Source organism: Planococcus sp. TJ-301, assembly GCF_058268475.1.
Genome location: NZ_JBZDOH010000001.1, coordinates 225844 through 241989, shown reverse-complemented (window position 1 = coordinate 241989; position 16146 = coordinate 225844). Strand labels below are relative to the sequence as shown.

General features: G+C 49.9%; 13 protein-coding genes. 1 reads left to right on the top strand and 12 read right to left on the bottom strand.

The genetic code is table 11. The features are described 5' to 3' along the window. Nucleotides 1–52 precede the first annotated feature (52 nt). The gene (locus tag AC4EHJ_RS01235; protein ID WP_490973786.1) at nt 53–1600 is read left to right on the top strand and encodes an N-acetylmuramoyl-L-alanine amidase family protein; all 1548 of its coding nucleotides are present in this window, start codon (nt 53–55) and stop codon (nt 1598–1600) included. Nucleotides 1601–1839: 239 nt separating this feature from the next. Here AC4EHJ_RS01235 and dtd read toward each other — a convergent pair whose 3' ends face one another. The 12 genes from dtd to queA form a co-directional block, all read right to left on the bottom strand. Further along, the gene (gene dtd, locus AC4EHJ_RS01230; RefSeq protein WP_490973785.1) at nt 1840–2283 is read right to left on the bottom strand and encodes a D-aminoacyl-tRNA deacylase; all 444 of its coding nucleotides are present in this window, start codon (nt 2281–2283) and stop codon (nt 1840–1842) included. Nucleotides 2284–2292: 9 nt separating this feature from the next. Beyond that, nucleotides 2293–4485 (bottom strand): RelA/SpoT family protein, encoded by a 2193-nt coding sequence (locus tag AC4EHJ_RS01225; protein ID WP_490973784.1) that lies wholly within the window; start codon nt 4483–4485, stop codon nt 2293–2295. Nucleotides 4486–4565: 80 nt separating this feature from the next. Then, complete coding sequence (locus tag AC4EHJ_RS01220; RefSeq protein WP_490973783.1) at nt 4566–5090, bottom strand: type 1 glutamine amidotransferase domain-containing protein; 525 nt, start codon at nt 5088–5090, stop codon at nt 4566–4568. Nucleotides 5091–5537: 447 nt separating this feature from the next. After that, complete coding sequence (locus AC4EHJ_RS01215; protein ID WP_490973782.1) at nt 5538–7073, bottom strand: glycosyl hydrolase family 28-related protein; 1536 nt, start codon at nt 7071–7073, stop codon at nt 5538–5540. An 88-nt stretch (nt 7074–7161) separates the two neighbouring features. Further along, nucleotides 7162–7674 (bottom strand): adenine phosphoribosyltransferase, encoded by a 513-nt coding sequence (locus AC4EHJ_RS01210; protein ID WP_490973781.1) that lies wholly within the window; start codon nt 7672–7674, stop codon nt 7162–7164. Beyond that, complete coding sequence (recJ, locus tag AC4EHJ_RS01205; protein ID WP_490973780.1) at nt 7665–10007, bottom strand: single-stranded-DNA-specific exonuclease RecJ; 2343 nt, start codon at nt 10005–10007, stop codon at nt 7665–7667. The genes AC4EHJ_RS01210 and recJ overlap by 10 nt, the downstream gene beginning before the upstream one ends. Before the next feature lie 93 nt (nt 10008–10100). After that, the gene (locus tag AC4EHJ_RS01200) at nt 10101–10460 is read right to left on the bottom strand and encodes a LapA family protein (RefSeq protein ID WP_490973779.1); all 360 of its coding nucleotides are present in this window, start codon (nt 10458–10460) and stop codon (nt 10101–10103) included. An 81-nt stretch (nt 10461–10541) separates the two neighbouring features. Next, the gene (secDF, locus tag AC4EHJ_RS01195) at nt 10542–12818 is read right to left on the bottom strand and encodes a protein translocase subunit SecDF (RefSeq protein WP_490973778.1); all 2277 of its coding nucleotides are present in this window, start codon (nt 12816–12818) and stop codon (nt 10542–10544) included. 65 nt (nt 12819–12883) lie between these two features. Further along, entirely contained in the window at nt 12884–13201 is a 318-nt protein-coding gene (locus tag AC4EHJ_RS01190; protein WP_490973777.1) for a post-transcriptional regulator, read from the bottom strand. A 430-nt stretch (nt 13202–13631) separates the two neighbouring features. Next, on the bottom strand, nt 13632–13907 hold the full coding sequence (gene yajC, locus AC4EHJ_RS01185; protein WP_490973776.1) for a preprotein translocase subunit YajC: 276 nt from the start codon (nt 13905–13907) through the stop codon (nt 13632–13634). Between the two features lie 37 nt (nt 13908–13944). After that, nucleotides 13945–15087 (bottom strand): tRNA guanosine(34) transglycosylase Tgt, encoded by a 1143-nt coding sequence (gene tgt, locus AC4EHJ_RS01180; protein ID WP_490973775.1) that lies wholly within the window; start codon nt 15085–15087, stop codon nt 13945–13947. Further along, a complete protein-coding gene (gene queA, locus AC4EHJ_RS01175; protein ID WP_490973774.1) occupies nt 15084–16136 on the bottom strand; it encodes a tRNA preQ1(34) S-adenosylmethionine ribosyltransferase-isomerase QueA in 1053 nt (350 codons plus the stop codon). The genes tgt and queA overlap by 4 nt, the downstream gene beginning before the upstream one ends. Nucleotides 16137–16146 lie beyond the last annotated feature (10 nt).

Below are 16146 nucleotides of genomic sequence, written 5' to 3'. Positions count from 1 at the left end.
CGGCCGTTTTTTTTTCATAATACAGAGAGATAGATTATAAAGGTGGTGCAGAATGAACGCAAAATGGTTAATTGGTCTTATTCTACTTTTTTTAATGATTGCCGGCACAATTCCTCCGCTTTCGGCAAACCCCGCATTGGCGGTTGGCGGCGAAGCGGAAATTACCGGATCGACAGTTAACATCCGCAGCGGTCCAGGCCTTTCCTATAGCGTTTCCGGAGCGCTTGAAAAAGGGGAGAAAGTCACAATCGTTTCTGAAAACGGTGATTGGCTGGAAATCAGCACAGGCAGCGGTTCCGGCTGGATCGCTTCTTGGCTGGCCCGAAAAACCAGCAGCAACGAAACAAACAAAGCTTCCGGGCAAACAGCAGTCGCTGCTGTTGACCACTTGAACATCCGTGCTCAAGCGGATATTTCCTCTTCCGTGCTGGCGCAGATGAGCGCCGGCGACCAAGCCCTCATCGTCAATGATGCAGGAAATTGGCTTGAAATCGATTTCCGGGGCGTCAAAGGATTCGTTTCCAAACAATACATAAGCACTGCGGGCCAAAACCAGGAAAAACCCGCCCCTGCTAAAAGCGATGTCTCTTCGTTCGAAATCGCAGTGGATGCCTTGAATGTAAGGAATCAGCCGGATTTAAGTTCTTCTATCCAGAAAACCGTAAAAAAGGGCGAAGTTTTCCCGGTCCGTTCGATTGAAGGAAATTGGGTCGAGATCCAAATTTCTGAAAAAGATAGCGGCTGGGTCTATGCATTCCATGGCCACTTGTCTGATAAACCGGTTCAAAAAGCGGCAAGCCCGAAAGCCGAAAACATCACCATCTTGACAGATGGAACGAATTTGCGCACGGGCCCGTCCACTGCTTCAGCCGTCGCAAGCCGCGCTGATGCCGGCCAAGAATTCGCGGTTGTCGATAAGCAAGGCGATTGGTACCAGGTTTTATTGCCGGATGGCCAAAATGCCTTTGTCGCAGACTGGGTCGTAACGAACGGCGAAATGAAAGTCGAATCAGCGGAGGCCCCTGAACCTCAGGCACGCAAAAAAGGCACGCTCAACGGTTTGACGATCGTGCTCGATCCCGGGCATGGCGGCAATGACGGCGGAACGGTCGGAGTTCGCGAAACAAAAGAGAAAGACTTGACGTTGAAAACCTCGGAAATCTTGTCTCACCACTTGCGATCTGCAGGCGCTGAAGTGCTGTTGACACGGCAATCGGATGTCTATGTCGACTTGCGCTCGCGGGTTTCCACGGGCCATGGCGTGGCGGCAGATGCTTTTATCAGCCTCCATTATGACGCAACCGACGACAATAGCGTGTCCGGCTTCACGTCGTATTACATGCTCGATTACCAGCAAGCGCTTGCCGAATCGATCAACGAAGGCCTTAGCGGCAAAATCGATTTGCGGAACCGCGGCGCACGCCATGGCAACTACCTCGTCTTGAGGGAAAACAAGCAAGCGGCTGTGCTCGTTGAACTGGGCTATTTGAGCAATTACAACGACGAACGCATTGTCACTTCAAGCAAATTCCAAGAACAAGCGGCACTCGGCTTGTATGATGGCATCGTCAATTATTTCGATGCGAAATTAAGCCAATAACTATCCAGCGGCATGGGGGATCTCCTCTATGCCGCTTTTTCATGTAAAAAAGGAGGTGCCCCAAAAGTAATTTGGGGCACCTCCTTTGCGACGAAGCTAGCGCAGCGATGCAACGCACTTTCATGTCTCGAAGCTAGCGTAGCGATGCAGAGACAGGAGCAATAGTATTCCCCTGCGCTACGTTAGAAAAGGAGCTGTCCAATAAGTCTGTTATTTCGACTTATTGGACAGCTCCTTTTTCATTCTTTCGATTCAATGATCATTGTGACGGGGCCGTCGTTGACGAGTTCGACGTCCATCATTGCCCCGAACACGCCGGTTTCGACAGACAGGCCGCATGACCGCAATTCTTCGTTGAACTTCAGCCAAAGCGGCTCGGCAATATCAGGGCGCGCCGCTGCGGTAAAGCTTGGCCGGCGCCCTTTTCTGACGTCGCCGTAAAGCGTGAACTGGGAAATCGACAAGATGCTGCCGCCGGCTTCTTGGATCGACAAGTTCATCTTGCCCTCGCCGTCTTCAAAAAGCCGCAGTCCGGCAATCTTATTAGCGACATAAGCCGCGTCTTGCTCAGTATCGCCATGTGTGATGCCGACGAGCAGCACAAAGCCGGAATCGATCGATCCGACCCTTTCGCCGCCGACAGTCACTGACGCTTTTTTCGAACGCTGTAATATGACCCGCATAATGCCTCCTTAATTCGTGACGCGTATGACGGAATAGACATCGGGAATCTGCTTGATCTTTTCCACTACCCGGTTCAGGTGCGAAATGTGCGGAATCATGATGGTCATGTTGATCGTCGCGATTTTATCGGAGTCAGCTTTGCCGCTGACCGCCGTGATTGTCGTCTTCGCTTCGCTGACCATATGCATCACTTCGTTGATCAACCCTGTCCGGTCATACGCCTGGACTTCGATATCGATTGCGTAGTCTTTTTTCTCTGGTGATTCCGCGTTTTCCCATTCAACCGGGATCAAGCGGTCGGTCTGGTCGGCATGGACATTCGGGCAATCGGCGCGATGGACAGAAACTCCACGGCCTTTCGTAATAAACCCGATAATGCTGTCGCCAGGCACCGGGTTGCAGCAGCGGGACAAACGAATCATCATATTGTCGATGCCGCGGACAATGACGCCTGAATCGGTCTGCTTGCGCGGTGCAGGCGATTTCATTTCCACCGTGATTTTCTCGATGGCTTCTTCTTGTTCGCGGCGTTTGCGCTGGCGTTCTGCCAGGCGGTTAACGACTTGCTGCGCTGTGATGCCGCTGAAGCCGACTGCCGCGTACATATCGTCCTCGCCTGCGAAATTGAATTTTTCGCAGACACGCTTGATATTTTCATTTGTCATAATGTCTTTGACGTTGAATTCCTGCGCCCGGATTTCCTTCTCAATCAAGTCTTTGCCTTTTTGGACATTGTCGACGCGCAATTGCTTTTTGAAAAATTGCTTGATCTTGTTTTTCGTCTGCGTCGATTTGGCGATTTTCAGCCAGTCGCGGCTTGGGCCGAACGATTGCTTCGATGTCAGGATCTCGACGATGTCGCCCGTTTTCAATTCCGTATCAAGCGGCACCATTTTGCCATTGACTTTGGCGCCAATGGTTTTATTGCCAATTTCCGAATGCACCCGGTATGCGAAATCGATTGGCACAGAGCCAGCCGGCATTTCGATGACGTCGCCTTTTGGCGAAAATACATAGACCATATCGGAAAATAAATCGTATTTCAGCGATTCCATAAACTCTTCCGCGTTGTCCGCTTCGTTCTGGAAATCCAGGATTTCGCGGAACCACGTCAAGCGGGAATCGACCGTGTTTTTTGGCATATCGACTTTCCGGCCTTCTTTATACGCCCAATGCGCAGCTACCCCGTATTCGGCGATGCGGTGCATTTCCTCTGTGCGAATCTGCACTTCCAAAGGATCGCCCTGCGGCCCGATGACCGTCGTATGCAGCGACTGGTAGAGGTTCTGTTTCGGCATCGCAATGTAATCCTTGAAACGGCCAGGCATCGGCTTCCATGTTGAATGGATAATGCCGAGAACGGCGTAACAATCCTTGATGCTGTCGACCGTAATGCGCACTGCCAATAAATCATAGATTTCGTTGAACTGCTTGTTTTGCAGCGCCATTTTCTTGTAGATGCTGTAAATGTGTTTTGGGCGACCGAAAAGATCCGCCTCAATCTGGACTTCGTCCAATTGGATGCGGATTTCATCCATCACCTTATTCAAGTAATCTTCCCGCTCAGTCCGCTTCTTTTTCATCAAGTTGACGATGCGGTAATATTGCTGCGGATTCAAATAACGGAGCGCTGTGTCTTCAAGCTCCCATTTGATCGTATTGATCCCTAGGCGGTGAGCAATCGGCGCAAAAATCTCCAGTGTTTCGTTCGCTTTGATGCGCTGCTTTTCAACCGACTGGTATTTCAACGTACGAAGATTATGCAGACGGTCAGCCAATTTGATGAGGATGACGCGGATATCCTGCGCCATCGCTACGAACATTTTACGGTGGTTTTCAGCTTGCTGCTCTTCTTTCGACATGTATTTAATCTTGCTGAGCTTTGTCACGCCATCAACAAGCATCGCCACTTCTTCGTCAAAATCGCGGACGATGTCTTCGCGGCTGACTTCGGTGTCTTCAACGACGTCATGCAAAAAGCCCGCCGCAACTGTAGAAGGGTCCATCTGCAATTCCGCCAGAATTCCGGCGACTTGAACAGGGTGGACAATATAGGGTTCGCCGGATTTCCGGAACTGCCCCTCATGTGCCTTCAATGCCACTTCGTAAGCTTTTTTAATCGTATTCACATGATCGGCATTCATATAAGACGCACACATTTCAAATACGTCTTCGGGAGTCCTAACTTGATCTTTCGCCATAATTGCCCACCTTGCTTTTAATTTTTGCGTAAGTATATCTATACATTATAAAAAACAATTGGGCCAAAAGTAAAGCTTTGTCACAGTTTCTCCATGACTTTAATGAACTCTCTGAGATAATCCGGCAAATCCGGCGGGCGGCGGCTCGAAATTAAATTGCCGTCAACGACAACCGCTTCATCGAACCATTCAGCACCGGCGTTGCTCATATCGTCTTTAATGCCCGGCGTGCTCGTCACTTTTCTGCCTTTTAGGATGTCCGCCGAGATTAAGACCCAGCCGGCGTGGCAAATTTGGCCTATCGGCTTGTTGTTCTTGTCCATGAAGCGCACAATGTTCAGCACTTCCGGGAAACGGCGGATTTTGTCCGGCGCCCATCCGCCTGGAACCAGCAGCGCGTCGTAGTCGCTCGGTGTGATGTCGCCCCACGCAAAATCCGAAGTTGCCGGCACGCCGTATTTCCCGATATAGGCCTTGCCTGCCTCCTCGCCTGCAAGATGCACTTCAGCGCCTTCTTCGCGCAGCCTAAGAATCGGGTACCATAATTCCAAGTCTTCAAATTCATGATGGACGAAACTTAATATTTTCTTTCCGGTTAATTTCATATCGTTTTCCTCCTCAGATCTATATAAGTTAAACTAGTGAACACTTATAATCGATATTCCGCAAAACAGCTAAGCTTGCCGCGGGCGAGCGCCAAGCCTCCTCGGTCGCTTCGAAAACCTTGTGCTCCTGCATCGCTTCGCTAGCTTCGTCGCAAATGATTATGCAAATTACTTTTGCCCAATCATTCCCTGCGGGGTCTCGGCTGTCTCGCTTTCCCGCAGGCGTCTCCGCTGTTTTGCTCCATATCGAGATATTTCTTAGCGAAGGCGCGTCAAGGGGCTAGGCAAGTAAATGGCCAAATGGAATTTGGACCATTTACTTTGCTTCGAAGCTAGCGCAGCGATGCAGAAACAACCGTCTTTGCTCTGCCCCAAGCGTCCGAAGCATTTTTCTATGCTATTTAATTAGTTCAACTTATATAGTTGCTTAATAAAATAAACCAGCAGCTATTCCTGGAATACTTCTTCTTCAATAATATTTTTGCTGCCTTTGCCGATCTGCACGGCCCGCTCCGAAGATTGCAGGCAACGGAGTTTGCGGACTGTGACGTCGTGAGCGCATTGGCTGCCTCCCGCGACGAAGACATCCGCTTTCGCTTTTCGGAAGCCTGTGATCGTGCCGTTTGAAAGTGACACATGCCCCGCTTTGTACTGGATTGCGGCCGCTGGATTATTGCTGTAATCAGTATCCGGATCGCCGATAAACAAGAAATGGTTGATTGCGACATTGCGGTAGCCCGACACCACCAGCGCGCGCGGCGCTGACCCTGCGTACATCTCAGTGAAGACAGGCGCAACCGAGACGAGCCGCTGGGCAAGGATGTTATACGCGGTCATGGAATCCGGATCGTCCGCTGTGTGATGGCCTATATGGCGGAAATTGAACGAGCGGTTGTCGCGGACCGACAAATGGCCCGAAATGAACACCCCGGTTGCCGCTGATGAAGTAGCGTGGGCTTTGACTTCCACTCCGCCGAAACAATTTGAAGTCGAATTGTTCAGGAGCCAGACAAAGCGCGAGCCGTCATCAATTTCGATGCCGTTCGAGTTGGAAAATCCTTTCTTATGGGAACGGCCGCTCGGGTCGCAAAAATGCGAATTTGAAATGAAGATGTAATCGCTGTGATGAGTCGTTACGCCGTCATCCCCGAACCCATAGCCTGTGCAGCGGTCAATCCAGATAAACTGGCTGCCCCCTCTAGCACGCTTGCCGTCGCCGCCGTAATTATAGAAAGTCGACGACACGTCAAAGCAATGCAGTCCGGGATTCACTGCTGCCACCCCTTTTGCCCAGCCATATGTGACTTTGGCAAAAGTCAGGCAGCTCGAGAAGTTATTGCCGGCACTTGTGTTTTCAACATCGCCCAGCCGTTCGACGTTCCAGTCCAGCCCGATGTTCTCGACCGAGATGTGGTGGTTGCCGCGAAACGGATTGGCATTCATGACGAGCCGCTGCCGCTTAGGTGCTTTATCGTGGAGCTTCAGGACCGTCGCACCTTTGCCTTCTCCCCGCAGCCGCGAAAAAGATGGCATCTCGATTTTGCGCACAACGAAGATGCCTTTCGGCACATAAACGTCGGTGCGGCCACTGCCGAAAGCTTTTTTGAAAGCGGCTGTGCAATCGGTCACTCCATCGCCCCTCGCGCCGAAATCTTCGACATTGACGCAGCGCGTCAACGCTTCTTCCAACACTTTGTATTCTTCATCGAGCTCCTGTTTCCATTCCGGCACGGCTTCATCGCCTTCGACGAGTTCAGCATAACCATTCGGATCTTCAATGGAATTTTCTTGTGCGAGCAATGCCCACAAGAGATCGCGCCAATCTTTCCGGTAGGTTCCGCCCGGCTTCGGCCCATTGCCTTGTATGCTGCGGAAAAGACTCCGTGTTTCTTCCGTAATGTCGCTGATTGTCGCAGTATCCTCGAGAATCTCTGCCAGCAGCGCATTGTTTTTCGCTGGATCATGGTATTTGCTTAAATGCATGAATCATCACCTCCATAGTCCTTACCCTTTTTCAAAGCCGTTATGTATCCAAATAAAAAACCTCCGCCCAAAAGGCGGAGGAAGGTGATTAATATTTCATCAATGTCATTACATCATAGCCGACCAATTTGTCACGGCCATCAAGATATGTCAATTCAATGAGGAATGCACAACCGACGACTACGCCGCCCAGTTGTTCAACAAGGTTGATTGTTGCTTCGATCGTGCCGCCAGTAGCCAGCAAATCGTCAGTGATCAACACGCGCTTGCCTGGTTTAATGGCATCTTTATGCATCGTCAAGACGTCTTTGCCGTATTCCAGGCCGTATTCAGCGCGGATAACTTCGCGCGGCAGTTTGCCTTCTTTGCGAACAGGTGCAAAACCTATGCCGAGGGCATAAGCAACGGGGCAGCCAATGATGAAACCGCGTGCTTCAGGACCAACGATGATTTCAGCGTTGACTTGTTTCGCGTATTCCACAATCTGGTCTGTCGCGTATTTATACGCTTCGCCATTGTCCATGATCGTTGTGATATCTTTGAAGCGAATGCCGGGCTGCGGCCAATCTTCTACAATTGTAACGAACTGTTTCAAATCCATATTTCTTCCTCCTTGGCTGCCACTTTCGCGTCAAACCACTGTTTTAAGTCTCTATAAGATGCATACAGCAGCTTCTGTTCCAAAGCGATTTGCTGCTCACGTTTTTTGTAAATAGGCGCATCAGTCAAATCACGTTTGCTCGGAGCTTTAGCAAGCTCTGTAAGTCCATTGTTAAGTGTAACAAAATCAAGTTCAAAAAACACCTGCAGCATGAAAAATAATGTTTCGCGGCTCCAGCCTTTATGCTTCGCCAGTTCATCACAATGTTTCTTGAAGTCGAACGTGCCGCGTTTCTTAATGAACGAAAACAGCCAAGCGAATTGTTCGCGTGTTGGAATCTGCTCGAAATACTGCGATTCTTTGGCATAAAAATGCGCATAAATCCGTTTCGGCTTGAGTTCCGCGAGCACAGCCGCCAGCTCATTCTCGGAATCCGGCAAATCAAGCAGCACGAGATGGTGCTTGTGTGCTTCGAGCTTTTTCAAATCCTCCGGCCCCAGAATCGTCTGGCCGATCAAACTTTCGAAGACGGCAGCCGTGTCCGGCCGGAACGCCAGGAACACTTGGCCTTTGTCTGGAATCAATTTCGACCAGCGAGCCACTTGGCGGATGCCGCGAATGTCGTATAATTGCCATTCGTCGGTGCGGACATCTTCAATCATCAGCTGCGGCTTTTTGCGGCCGTTCCATTCATTGACCTGCAAATCGCCGATCACGTCGATTTTCACATCGGGCGTCAGTTCATCGCCAACCGGACCTAAGCCGAAACCGACCGCGTCTATGGTGGCCGCATCCTGCGCGAGTTCCACTTTCAAGTGGTTCTGCGACGCGCCGATTTTGCGGATTGACGACACCGTCACATCGCCAAGGAAAAACTTCGGTTTTGCAAAGCCCATGCCGAACGGTGCCAGCATACGCATCGATTCAATTGTTTCGGTGTCAATTTCATCCAAGCGCACCGGAATATCGATTTCCACAACCGGCACCAAATCTTCCTCAGACAATCCCGCTTCCGCCTGCTTGTTCAAACGGCTGCGCAATTCATCGACATGCTCGATGTCCAGCGTCATGCCAGCAGCCATCGGATGGCCGCCGAAATGCGGCAGGATGTCACGGTTTTCTGCCAGCTCATTATAAAGGTGGAATCCTTCGATGCTGCGGGCAGAGCCTTTCGCTTTTCCGGTTTCTGGATTGAGCGACAGCACAATCGCCGGCCGGTAATATTGCTCCACCAATTTCGATGCCACAATGCCGACGACGCCGGGATTCCAGCCTTCCTGCGCGACAATGATCACATGCGGCGGACCATCGGGATAACGCTGCTCGACTTGCGCAGTCGCTTCTTCGGCAATTTGCTTGACGATTGCCTGGCGCTCTTTGTTCAGCACGTCGAGGCCTCCAGCCAAGTTTCTCGCTTCTGCCATATCTTCAGTCATGAATAAGCGCACTGCCGGATCTGCGTCCTGGAGCCGGCCAATAGCGTTGACACGGGGTCCGAACATAAATCCAATTGTTTCTTCCGTGATGTCGCGCTGCTTGACGCCGGACACTTCCGAAAGCGCCTCGATTGCCGGGCGCGGAGAATCTCTAAGCGCCGCAAGCCCCGCTTTCACCAGGATGCGGTTTTCGCCGTGCAAGGGTACCAAGTCGGCAATCGTGCCAATTGCCACCAATTCAAATAAATGCTCAGGCACTTCTTCATACAGCGCTTGCGCCATCTTAAACGCCACACCCACTCCGGCAAGCTCGCCGAACGGATATGTGCCTTCCGGGTGGCGCGGGTGTATAACCGCTAATGCATCCGGCATTACGTCTCCGATATCGTGGTGGTCGCTGATGATGACATCAAGCCCAAGGCTGTTCGCGAACGCGACCTCATCAATTCCTGAAATGCCATTGTCGACAGTGACGATGAGCGTTGCGCCTTCATCACTTGCTTGCTGAAATAATTCTTTATTGGGTCCATAGCCGTGTTTGAAACGGTTCGGGATTTTAAACGAGGCTTCTGCCCCCAAGTCTTCCAATACCGTCATCATGACCGTTGTACTTGTAACTCCATCGGCATCATAATCGCCGTAGACAACAATTTTTTCCTGATTTTCAATAGCACGGCGAATGCGTTCAACCGCAATGTCCATGTCTTTCATCAAATAGGGATTATGTATGTTTTCCATCCCGACAGCCATGAAGTTCTTCGCTTTTTCAGCGCTCGAAATACCGCGCGTCACTAAAATTTTTGCCAATACCGATGAAATGGATAATTCTTGTTGTATGGCTTGCACCAATCCTTCATCGGGAGTGGTCAAGCGCCATCTTTTTTTGGATTCAATCATCGACAATCACTTCCTCACCGGTCCATTATACAGGAAAAAAATGCAGACAAAAAGGAGTTGCCTCCATTTAACATCGAAGGCCGCTCCTTTTGCCTAGAATCTTTCCTTATCTTCTACCGTTTTGCCGTCAGTAACAACCATTGCTTCAGGCTGAACATCCAACTTCTGGTATTCACCAAGTTCGTTCTGCTGTGTTGCAATCAATGATTCTTTAACAGCCATTTCTTTTTGAAGAGCTTTGACTTTGCGCTTCAACGAAAAAGTGCGGATGATGGCAACTGTCGAACTGAGCAAGACGCCGAGCAGTGCCGATACAAGAATAACGAGGATCAGCGGCCATTGCGCTTCGCCGAAGACATAATTGACCGGTACCGAATCGACATTGACAACTGCGAATAACGCGATAATGACTGCAAAAATAAGGCCAAGCAAAATCAACCATTGTAATTTCATAATAAATTCATCTCCTTTCAAGGTAATAAAAAAAGAAACAGGGTCATTTTATCCATACCCTGTTTCTTTTCCTTTATAAACTTATACGACAGGTTCATCAGAACCCCATTTGTTTTTCTCTTCAAGTTTCTCGATGTCAATCGGGCCTTTTTTATTCAGTTCGCGCTTTTTAAGCACGAGCCATAGCTGAGCTGCGATGAAAATCGATGAATACGTACCGGCAATTAAGCCAATCAACAACGCTATTGAGAAGTTTGTAATCGAAGGAGCACCAAATATTAATAGTGCAACGACGACCAGCACCACTGTCAGCACTGTGTTGACCGAACGGACGAGTGTCTGGCGCAGTGATCTATTGACCACATCAGCCAATTGCTCTTCCGTTTCGATTTTCTTCACGCGCTTCATGTTCTCGCGGATGCGGTCGAACGTGACAATCGTATCATTGATTGAATAACCGACAATGGTCAGCACTGCGGCAATGAACGTGATGTCGACTTCAAGCCTTAGCAAGCTGAACACTGCAACAATGAAGAATGCGTCATGGATCAATGCAACAATCGAAGCGACACCCATGCGCCACTCAAAGCGCAGCGTCGCGTAAATGACGATGCCGATTGCAGCGATTAGGAGCGCGTAAAGCGCATTTTTTGCCAATTCCTGCCCAACGGTCGGCGACACAGTGGAAACGTTCGGCTCTACGCCGTATTCCTCTACTGCCGCTGTTTTCAAGGCATTGATATCTTCTTGGCTGAATTCTTCCGTATAACGGGTCACAGCGAGATTCGCGTCGTCCCCAGAGATGACGACATCTTCCGTCTCAAAACCGCTTTCCGTCAGGAAGCTCTCGACTTGCTCTTTTTCAAGAGCGGCGTCAGAGGTAATTTCAACGCGTGTCCCTTGGGTAAAGTCAATGCCCAGATTCAAACGGAAAACACCGATAACGATCATACCAATAACGATGGTTATAATCGACGCAGCAAAGAATTTATTGCGGCTGCCGGCGAAATCGAAGCGATCAAATGGCGTAGCCAAATCATAGATCTCTTTATTTTCGGACGAATCGTGGACTTTTGATTTGTTCAATCCGAACCAACCTGGTTTATGGTCCATCACACCGCTGCCGACCAATAAGCCGAGCAATACGCGTGAGCCCCAGACAGCCGTCAGGAAGCTGACAAGAATCGAGATGATCAGCAATGTCGCGAATCCTTTGACAGAGCTGGTACCGAAAATGAACAGCACGATTGCAGCGATCATCGTGGTGACGTTAGCGTCCAAGATGGCTGAGAACGAAGAAGCCGCTCCAGCTTTGAACGATTCACGGACCGAACGCCCCGCGCGCATTTCCTCACGGATGCGTTCGTAAGTGATGATGTTGGCGTCAACTGCCATACCGACACCCAGCACGATTGCTGCGATACCCGGAAGCGTCAGCACCCCGCCAATCAATTCGAACACTAAGAGAATCAGGTAAATGTAGACGGATAGCGTAACAACCGCAATCAGTCCCGGAACACGGTAATGGAGGACCATGAACAGCAATACGAGGGCAACGCCGATTGCCGCGGCGAAGACTGTCTGATCAAGCGCCTGTGCGCCGAATTGCGCGCCGACAGATGTCGAGTAGACTTCCTCTAAGCTCACCGGAAGCGCTCCGGCGTTCAAAATACCGGCCAAGTTCTGAGTTTCTTCTACAGTAAATGCACCGGAAATTTCAACGGATGGCGAATTGATGCGCTGGGAAACCCGTGGATCCGAAACGAACTTCGGATCCGGCTTGCCAAGTTCCGCTGCGTAGGAATCGACGCCTTCTTCAAAATCCAACCAGATGACAAGGACGTTTTCCGGCGGCGGCAATTGCGAAATCGTATTCGTGACTTCAGCGAATTTGCCCGGATCGTTCAGCTCAAGTGTGACGATCGGTGCGCCATTCTGATCGAATGTCGCAGCTGCGCCTCCTTGCTTCAAATCGTTCCCTGCAAGCATCACTTCATCGCTGGCGTTGCGGAACGTTAGATTGGCTTCCGTCGACAACAGCTCACGCGCAGTGGCCTGGTCTTCTACGCCAGCCAATTGCACACGAATGCGGTTGCCACTTTCGATCTGGATGACCGGCTCACTGACGCCGAGCACGTCTATCCGGCTCCGCAAAGCGTTGACCGTATCAGACAATACGCTTTCAGTGATTTCCTGGCCTTCCTCAAGCGCTTCAACTTGGTAGAGGACTTCGAATCCGCCCTGCAGATCCAATCCAAGCTTGATGTCTTTAGCGATAGGTAAACTCGTAGCGCCTACGGTTCCTAACAGTACAATGACCAATAAGAAAAAGGCGATAATGCGACCTCTTGACTTCATATGTAATTATTCCTCCTCGATGTGAAAACACAGCACTATCATTATGAAACAGGTCCGGAAAGGTGTCAAACGGAATCCGGCTTTTTCGTCGGGCGCAGCAGTTCTTCAAGATTCGCCAAATTGCCTTCTGAAAACCAATTGCCGCCTTTTAGCCCTTCTACTTGATGGTAGGCGACGAAGTCAGATGCACGGATGTCCATAATGCCGTTGACCATTTCATGCAGCCTCATATCCCCGATATCTTTTTTGCGCCATTTTTTCTTAATGCAATAATCCCAAAGTTCCTCCGCAGTAAATGTATCGTATTGGAAATAATGAAATTCAGCGATTTTGCTTTGGAGTGCGGGCAGAACGACGTCATATTGATCGGTAAATTTTAACATTTTGTTGCTCCTTCCATCCGTTCTTTTCCATTGTAGCCGATTGCGGGAAGATTGAGAACAATGGCTTTATTTTTTTGAATGTTTTTTTCACATATGAGTCGGTCATTGTTGTTGTCTAATTAAGCTGTGCTAATAAAGCAACTTACTTATCATCTCTTCGGACGCTTTGGGCATAGCTCTTACAATGTGCCGAGAAGGACCCTCGTCTCATTGCTAAGAACTTTCTGCTTTTGTCTCTGCATCGCTGCGCTAGCTTCGAAGCAAAGGAAATGGGCCAAATTCCATTTGGCCATTTCCTTGCCTAGCCCCTTGACGCGCCGTCGCTAAGATATCTCTCGATAAGGAATATCGACGATTGAAATATCATTTAACCTCAATGATTTTTTGACTCAAAAAAAGATCGCCTTCGGTATCGAAGGCGATCTTTTTGTTAGACCGTCGTTTTTGCTGCATCCACAACGCGGGCGATTGCCTGACGTTCGAATTGCATGCGCGTGCCGTCTGCAACAGTTATGTAGATTGTTGCATCGTCGACTGCATCAACTGTTCCGTGGAGGCCGCCGATTGTTACGATCCGATCTCCGCGGTGAAGTTCCTTCTGCATGTTAGCTGTCGCTTTCTGGCGCTTTTGTGCCGGACGGATGATGAAAAACCACATTAACAAGAACATTAATAGTAAAGGTGATAACGCAATAATTGTATCCATTTTTTCAATTTCCCCCCTTCGCTGTCTCTTTTTCTTATTAGAAATTCTTAGCGTTTGGCTTATTGAAACCGTAGGCTTCAAAAAATTCTTCGCGGAAATCTCCCAGGCGGTCTTCGCGTATTGCTTGTCGCACCTGTTCCATTAAGTTTAACAGAAAATGAAGATTATGATAACTAGTAAGTCTGAGTCCGAAAGTTTCATCTGCGCGCAGCAAGTGATGAACGTAGGCGCGTGAGTAATTTGTGCATGTGTAGCAGCTGCATTTATCATCAAGCGGACCGAAATCATGCTTGAATTTCGCGTTTTTGATGTTCAAGCGCCCTGTGCTCGTCATCAATGTGCCGTTGCGCGCGATGCGGGTCGGCAAGACACAGTCGAACATATCGACACCGCGGATCGAACCGTCGATCAACGAATCCGGTGATCCGACTCCCATCAGGTAGCGAGGTTTGTCAGCCGGCATAAACGGCGTCGTGAATTCCAATACGCGGTTCATAACATCTTTCGGTTCGCCGACAGACAAGCCGCCGATTGCGTAGCCTGGGAAATCAAGTGATACGAGGTCTTGGGCACTTTGACGGCGCAAGTCTTCGAATTCGCCTCCCTGGATGATGCCGAAAAGGCCTTGGTCTTCTTTGCGGGCATGCGCCGTGAGGCAGCGTTCCGCCCAGCGGGAAGTGCGGTCTACGCTTGATTTCATGTATTCATGCGTCGCCGGGTATGGTGGGCATTCGTCAAACGCCATCATGATGTCAGAGCCCAAATCATTCTGGATCTCCATCGCCTTTTCCGGGCTCAAGAATAATTTGTCGCCGTTCATGTGGTTGCGGAAATGGACGCCTTCTTCTTTGATGTTGCGGAATTCGCTCAAAGAAAACACTTGGAACCCGCCTGAATCCGTCAGAATCGGACGGTCCCAGTTCATGAACTTATGCAGGCCTCCTGCTTCTTTGATGACGTCATTGCCTGGGCGCAGCCATAGGTGATAAGTGTTGCTGAGGATGATGCCCGCATTCATCGCTTTCAATTCTTCCGGTGACATTGTCTTGACCGTTGCCTGCGTGCCGACCGGCATGAAAGCCGGTGTTTCGAACGAACCGTGCGGCGTATGGACGATTCCAAGGCGCGCACCGGTCTGTTTACATGTTTTTATGTGTTCGTACCATACTGCTTGTGTCATTGTTGTGTCTCCTTTTTCGCTGGTTCAATGAACATCGCATCTCCGAAACTGAAGAAACGGTAGCGTTCCTGGACCGCTTCTTGATAAGCGTTTAAAATGGCATCGCGGTTCGACAATGCGCTGACGAGCATGACCAAGGTCGATTTCGGCAAATGGAAATTGGTGATCAAGCCGTCAATCGCTTTGAATTCGTAGCCCGGGAAAATGAAAATATCCGTCCAGCCGCTGTCTTCCTGCAATTCGCCGCCGAATTTATTGGCCACGGATTCGAGCGTCCGCGTCGACGTTGTGCCGACTGAAATGACCCGGCCGCCGTTGTTTCTCGTGTTGTTGATGAGGTCCGCCGTGTCTTGTGTGATGCGGTAGAATTCCGCGTGCATTTCGTGGTCTTCGATCGAATCAACCGACACTGGACGGAAAGTGCCAAGACCAACGTGCAGCGTGATAAACGCGATGTTGACGCCTTTCGCACGGATCTCGTCCAATAGCGCATCGGTAAAATGAAGGCCGGCAGTCGGTGCCGCGGCACTTCCCCGCTCTTTCGCAAAAACGGTCTGGTAGCGGTCCTGGTCTTCAAGCTTTTCACGGATATAGGGCGGCAAAGGCATTTCACCCAATTGCTCCAAAATCTCGTAGAAAATGCCGTCGTAAACCATTTTGAAATGGCGGCCGCCGTGATCCAAAAGCCCGACGCATTCCGCTTTTAAAAGGCCTTCGCCAAAAGAAATAACGGTGCCGATTTTGACTTTTTTCGCTGGCTTGACAAGTGTTTCCCAGACGTCTTCGCCAATTTCTTTCAACAACAGCAATTCAATGTTCGCGCCGGTGTCTTCTTTGACGCCCATCATGCGCGCTGGCAACACGCGGGTATCGTTCAGCACAAGCGTATCGCCGGCATGGAGATGCTCAACGATATCGCGGAAATGGCGGTGCGTGACATTGCCTGTTTTTTTATCCATTACCAAAAGCCGGCTCGACGTACGGTCAAGCAACGGCGTCTGGGCAATCAATTCTTCTGGCAGTTCAAAATCGAAATCATTTACGTTCATTTTTTAAAAC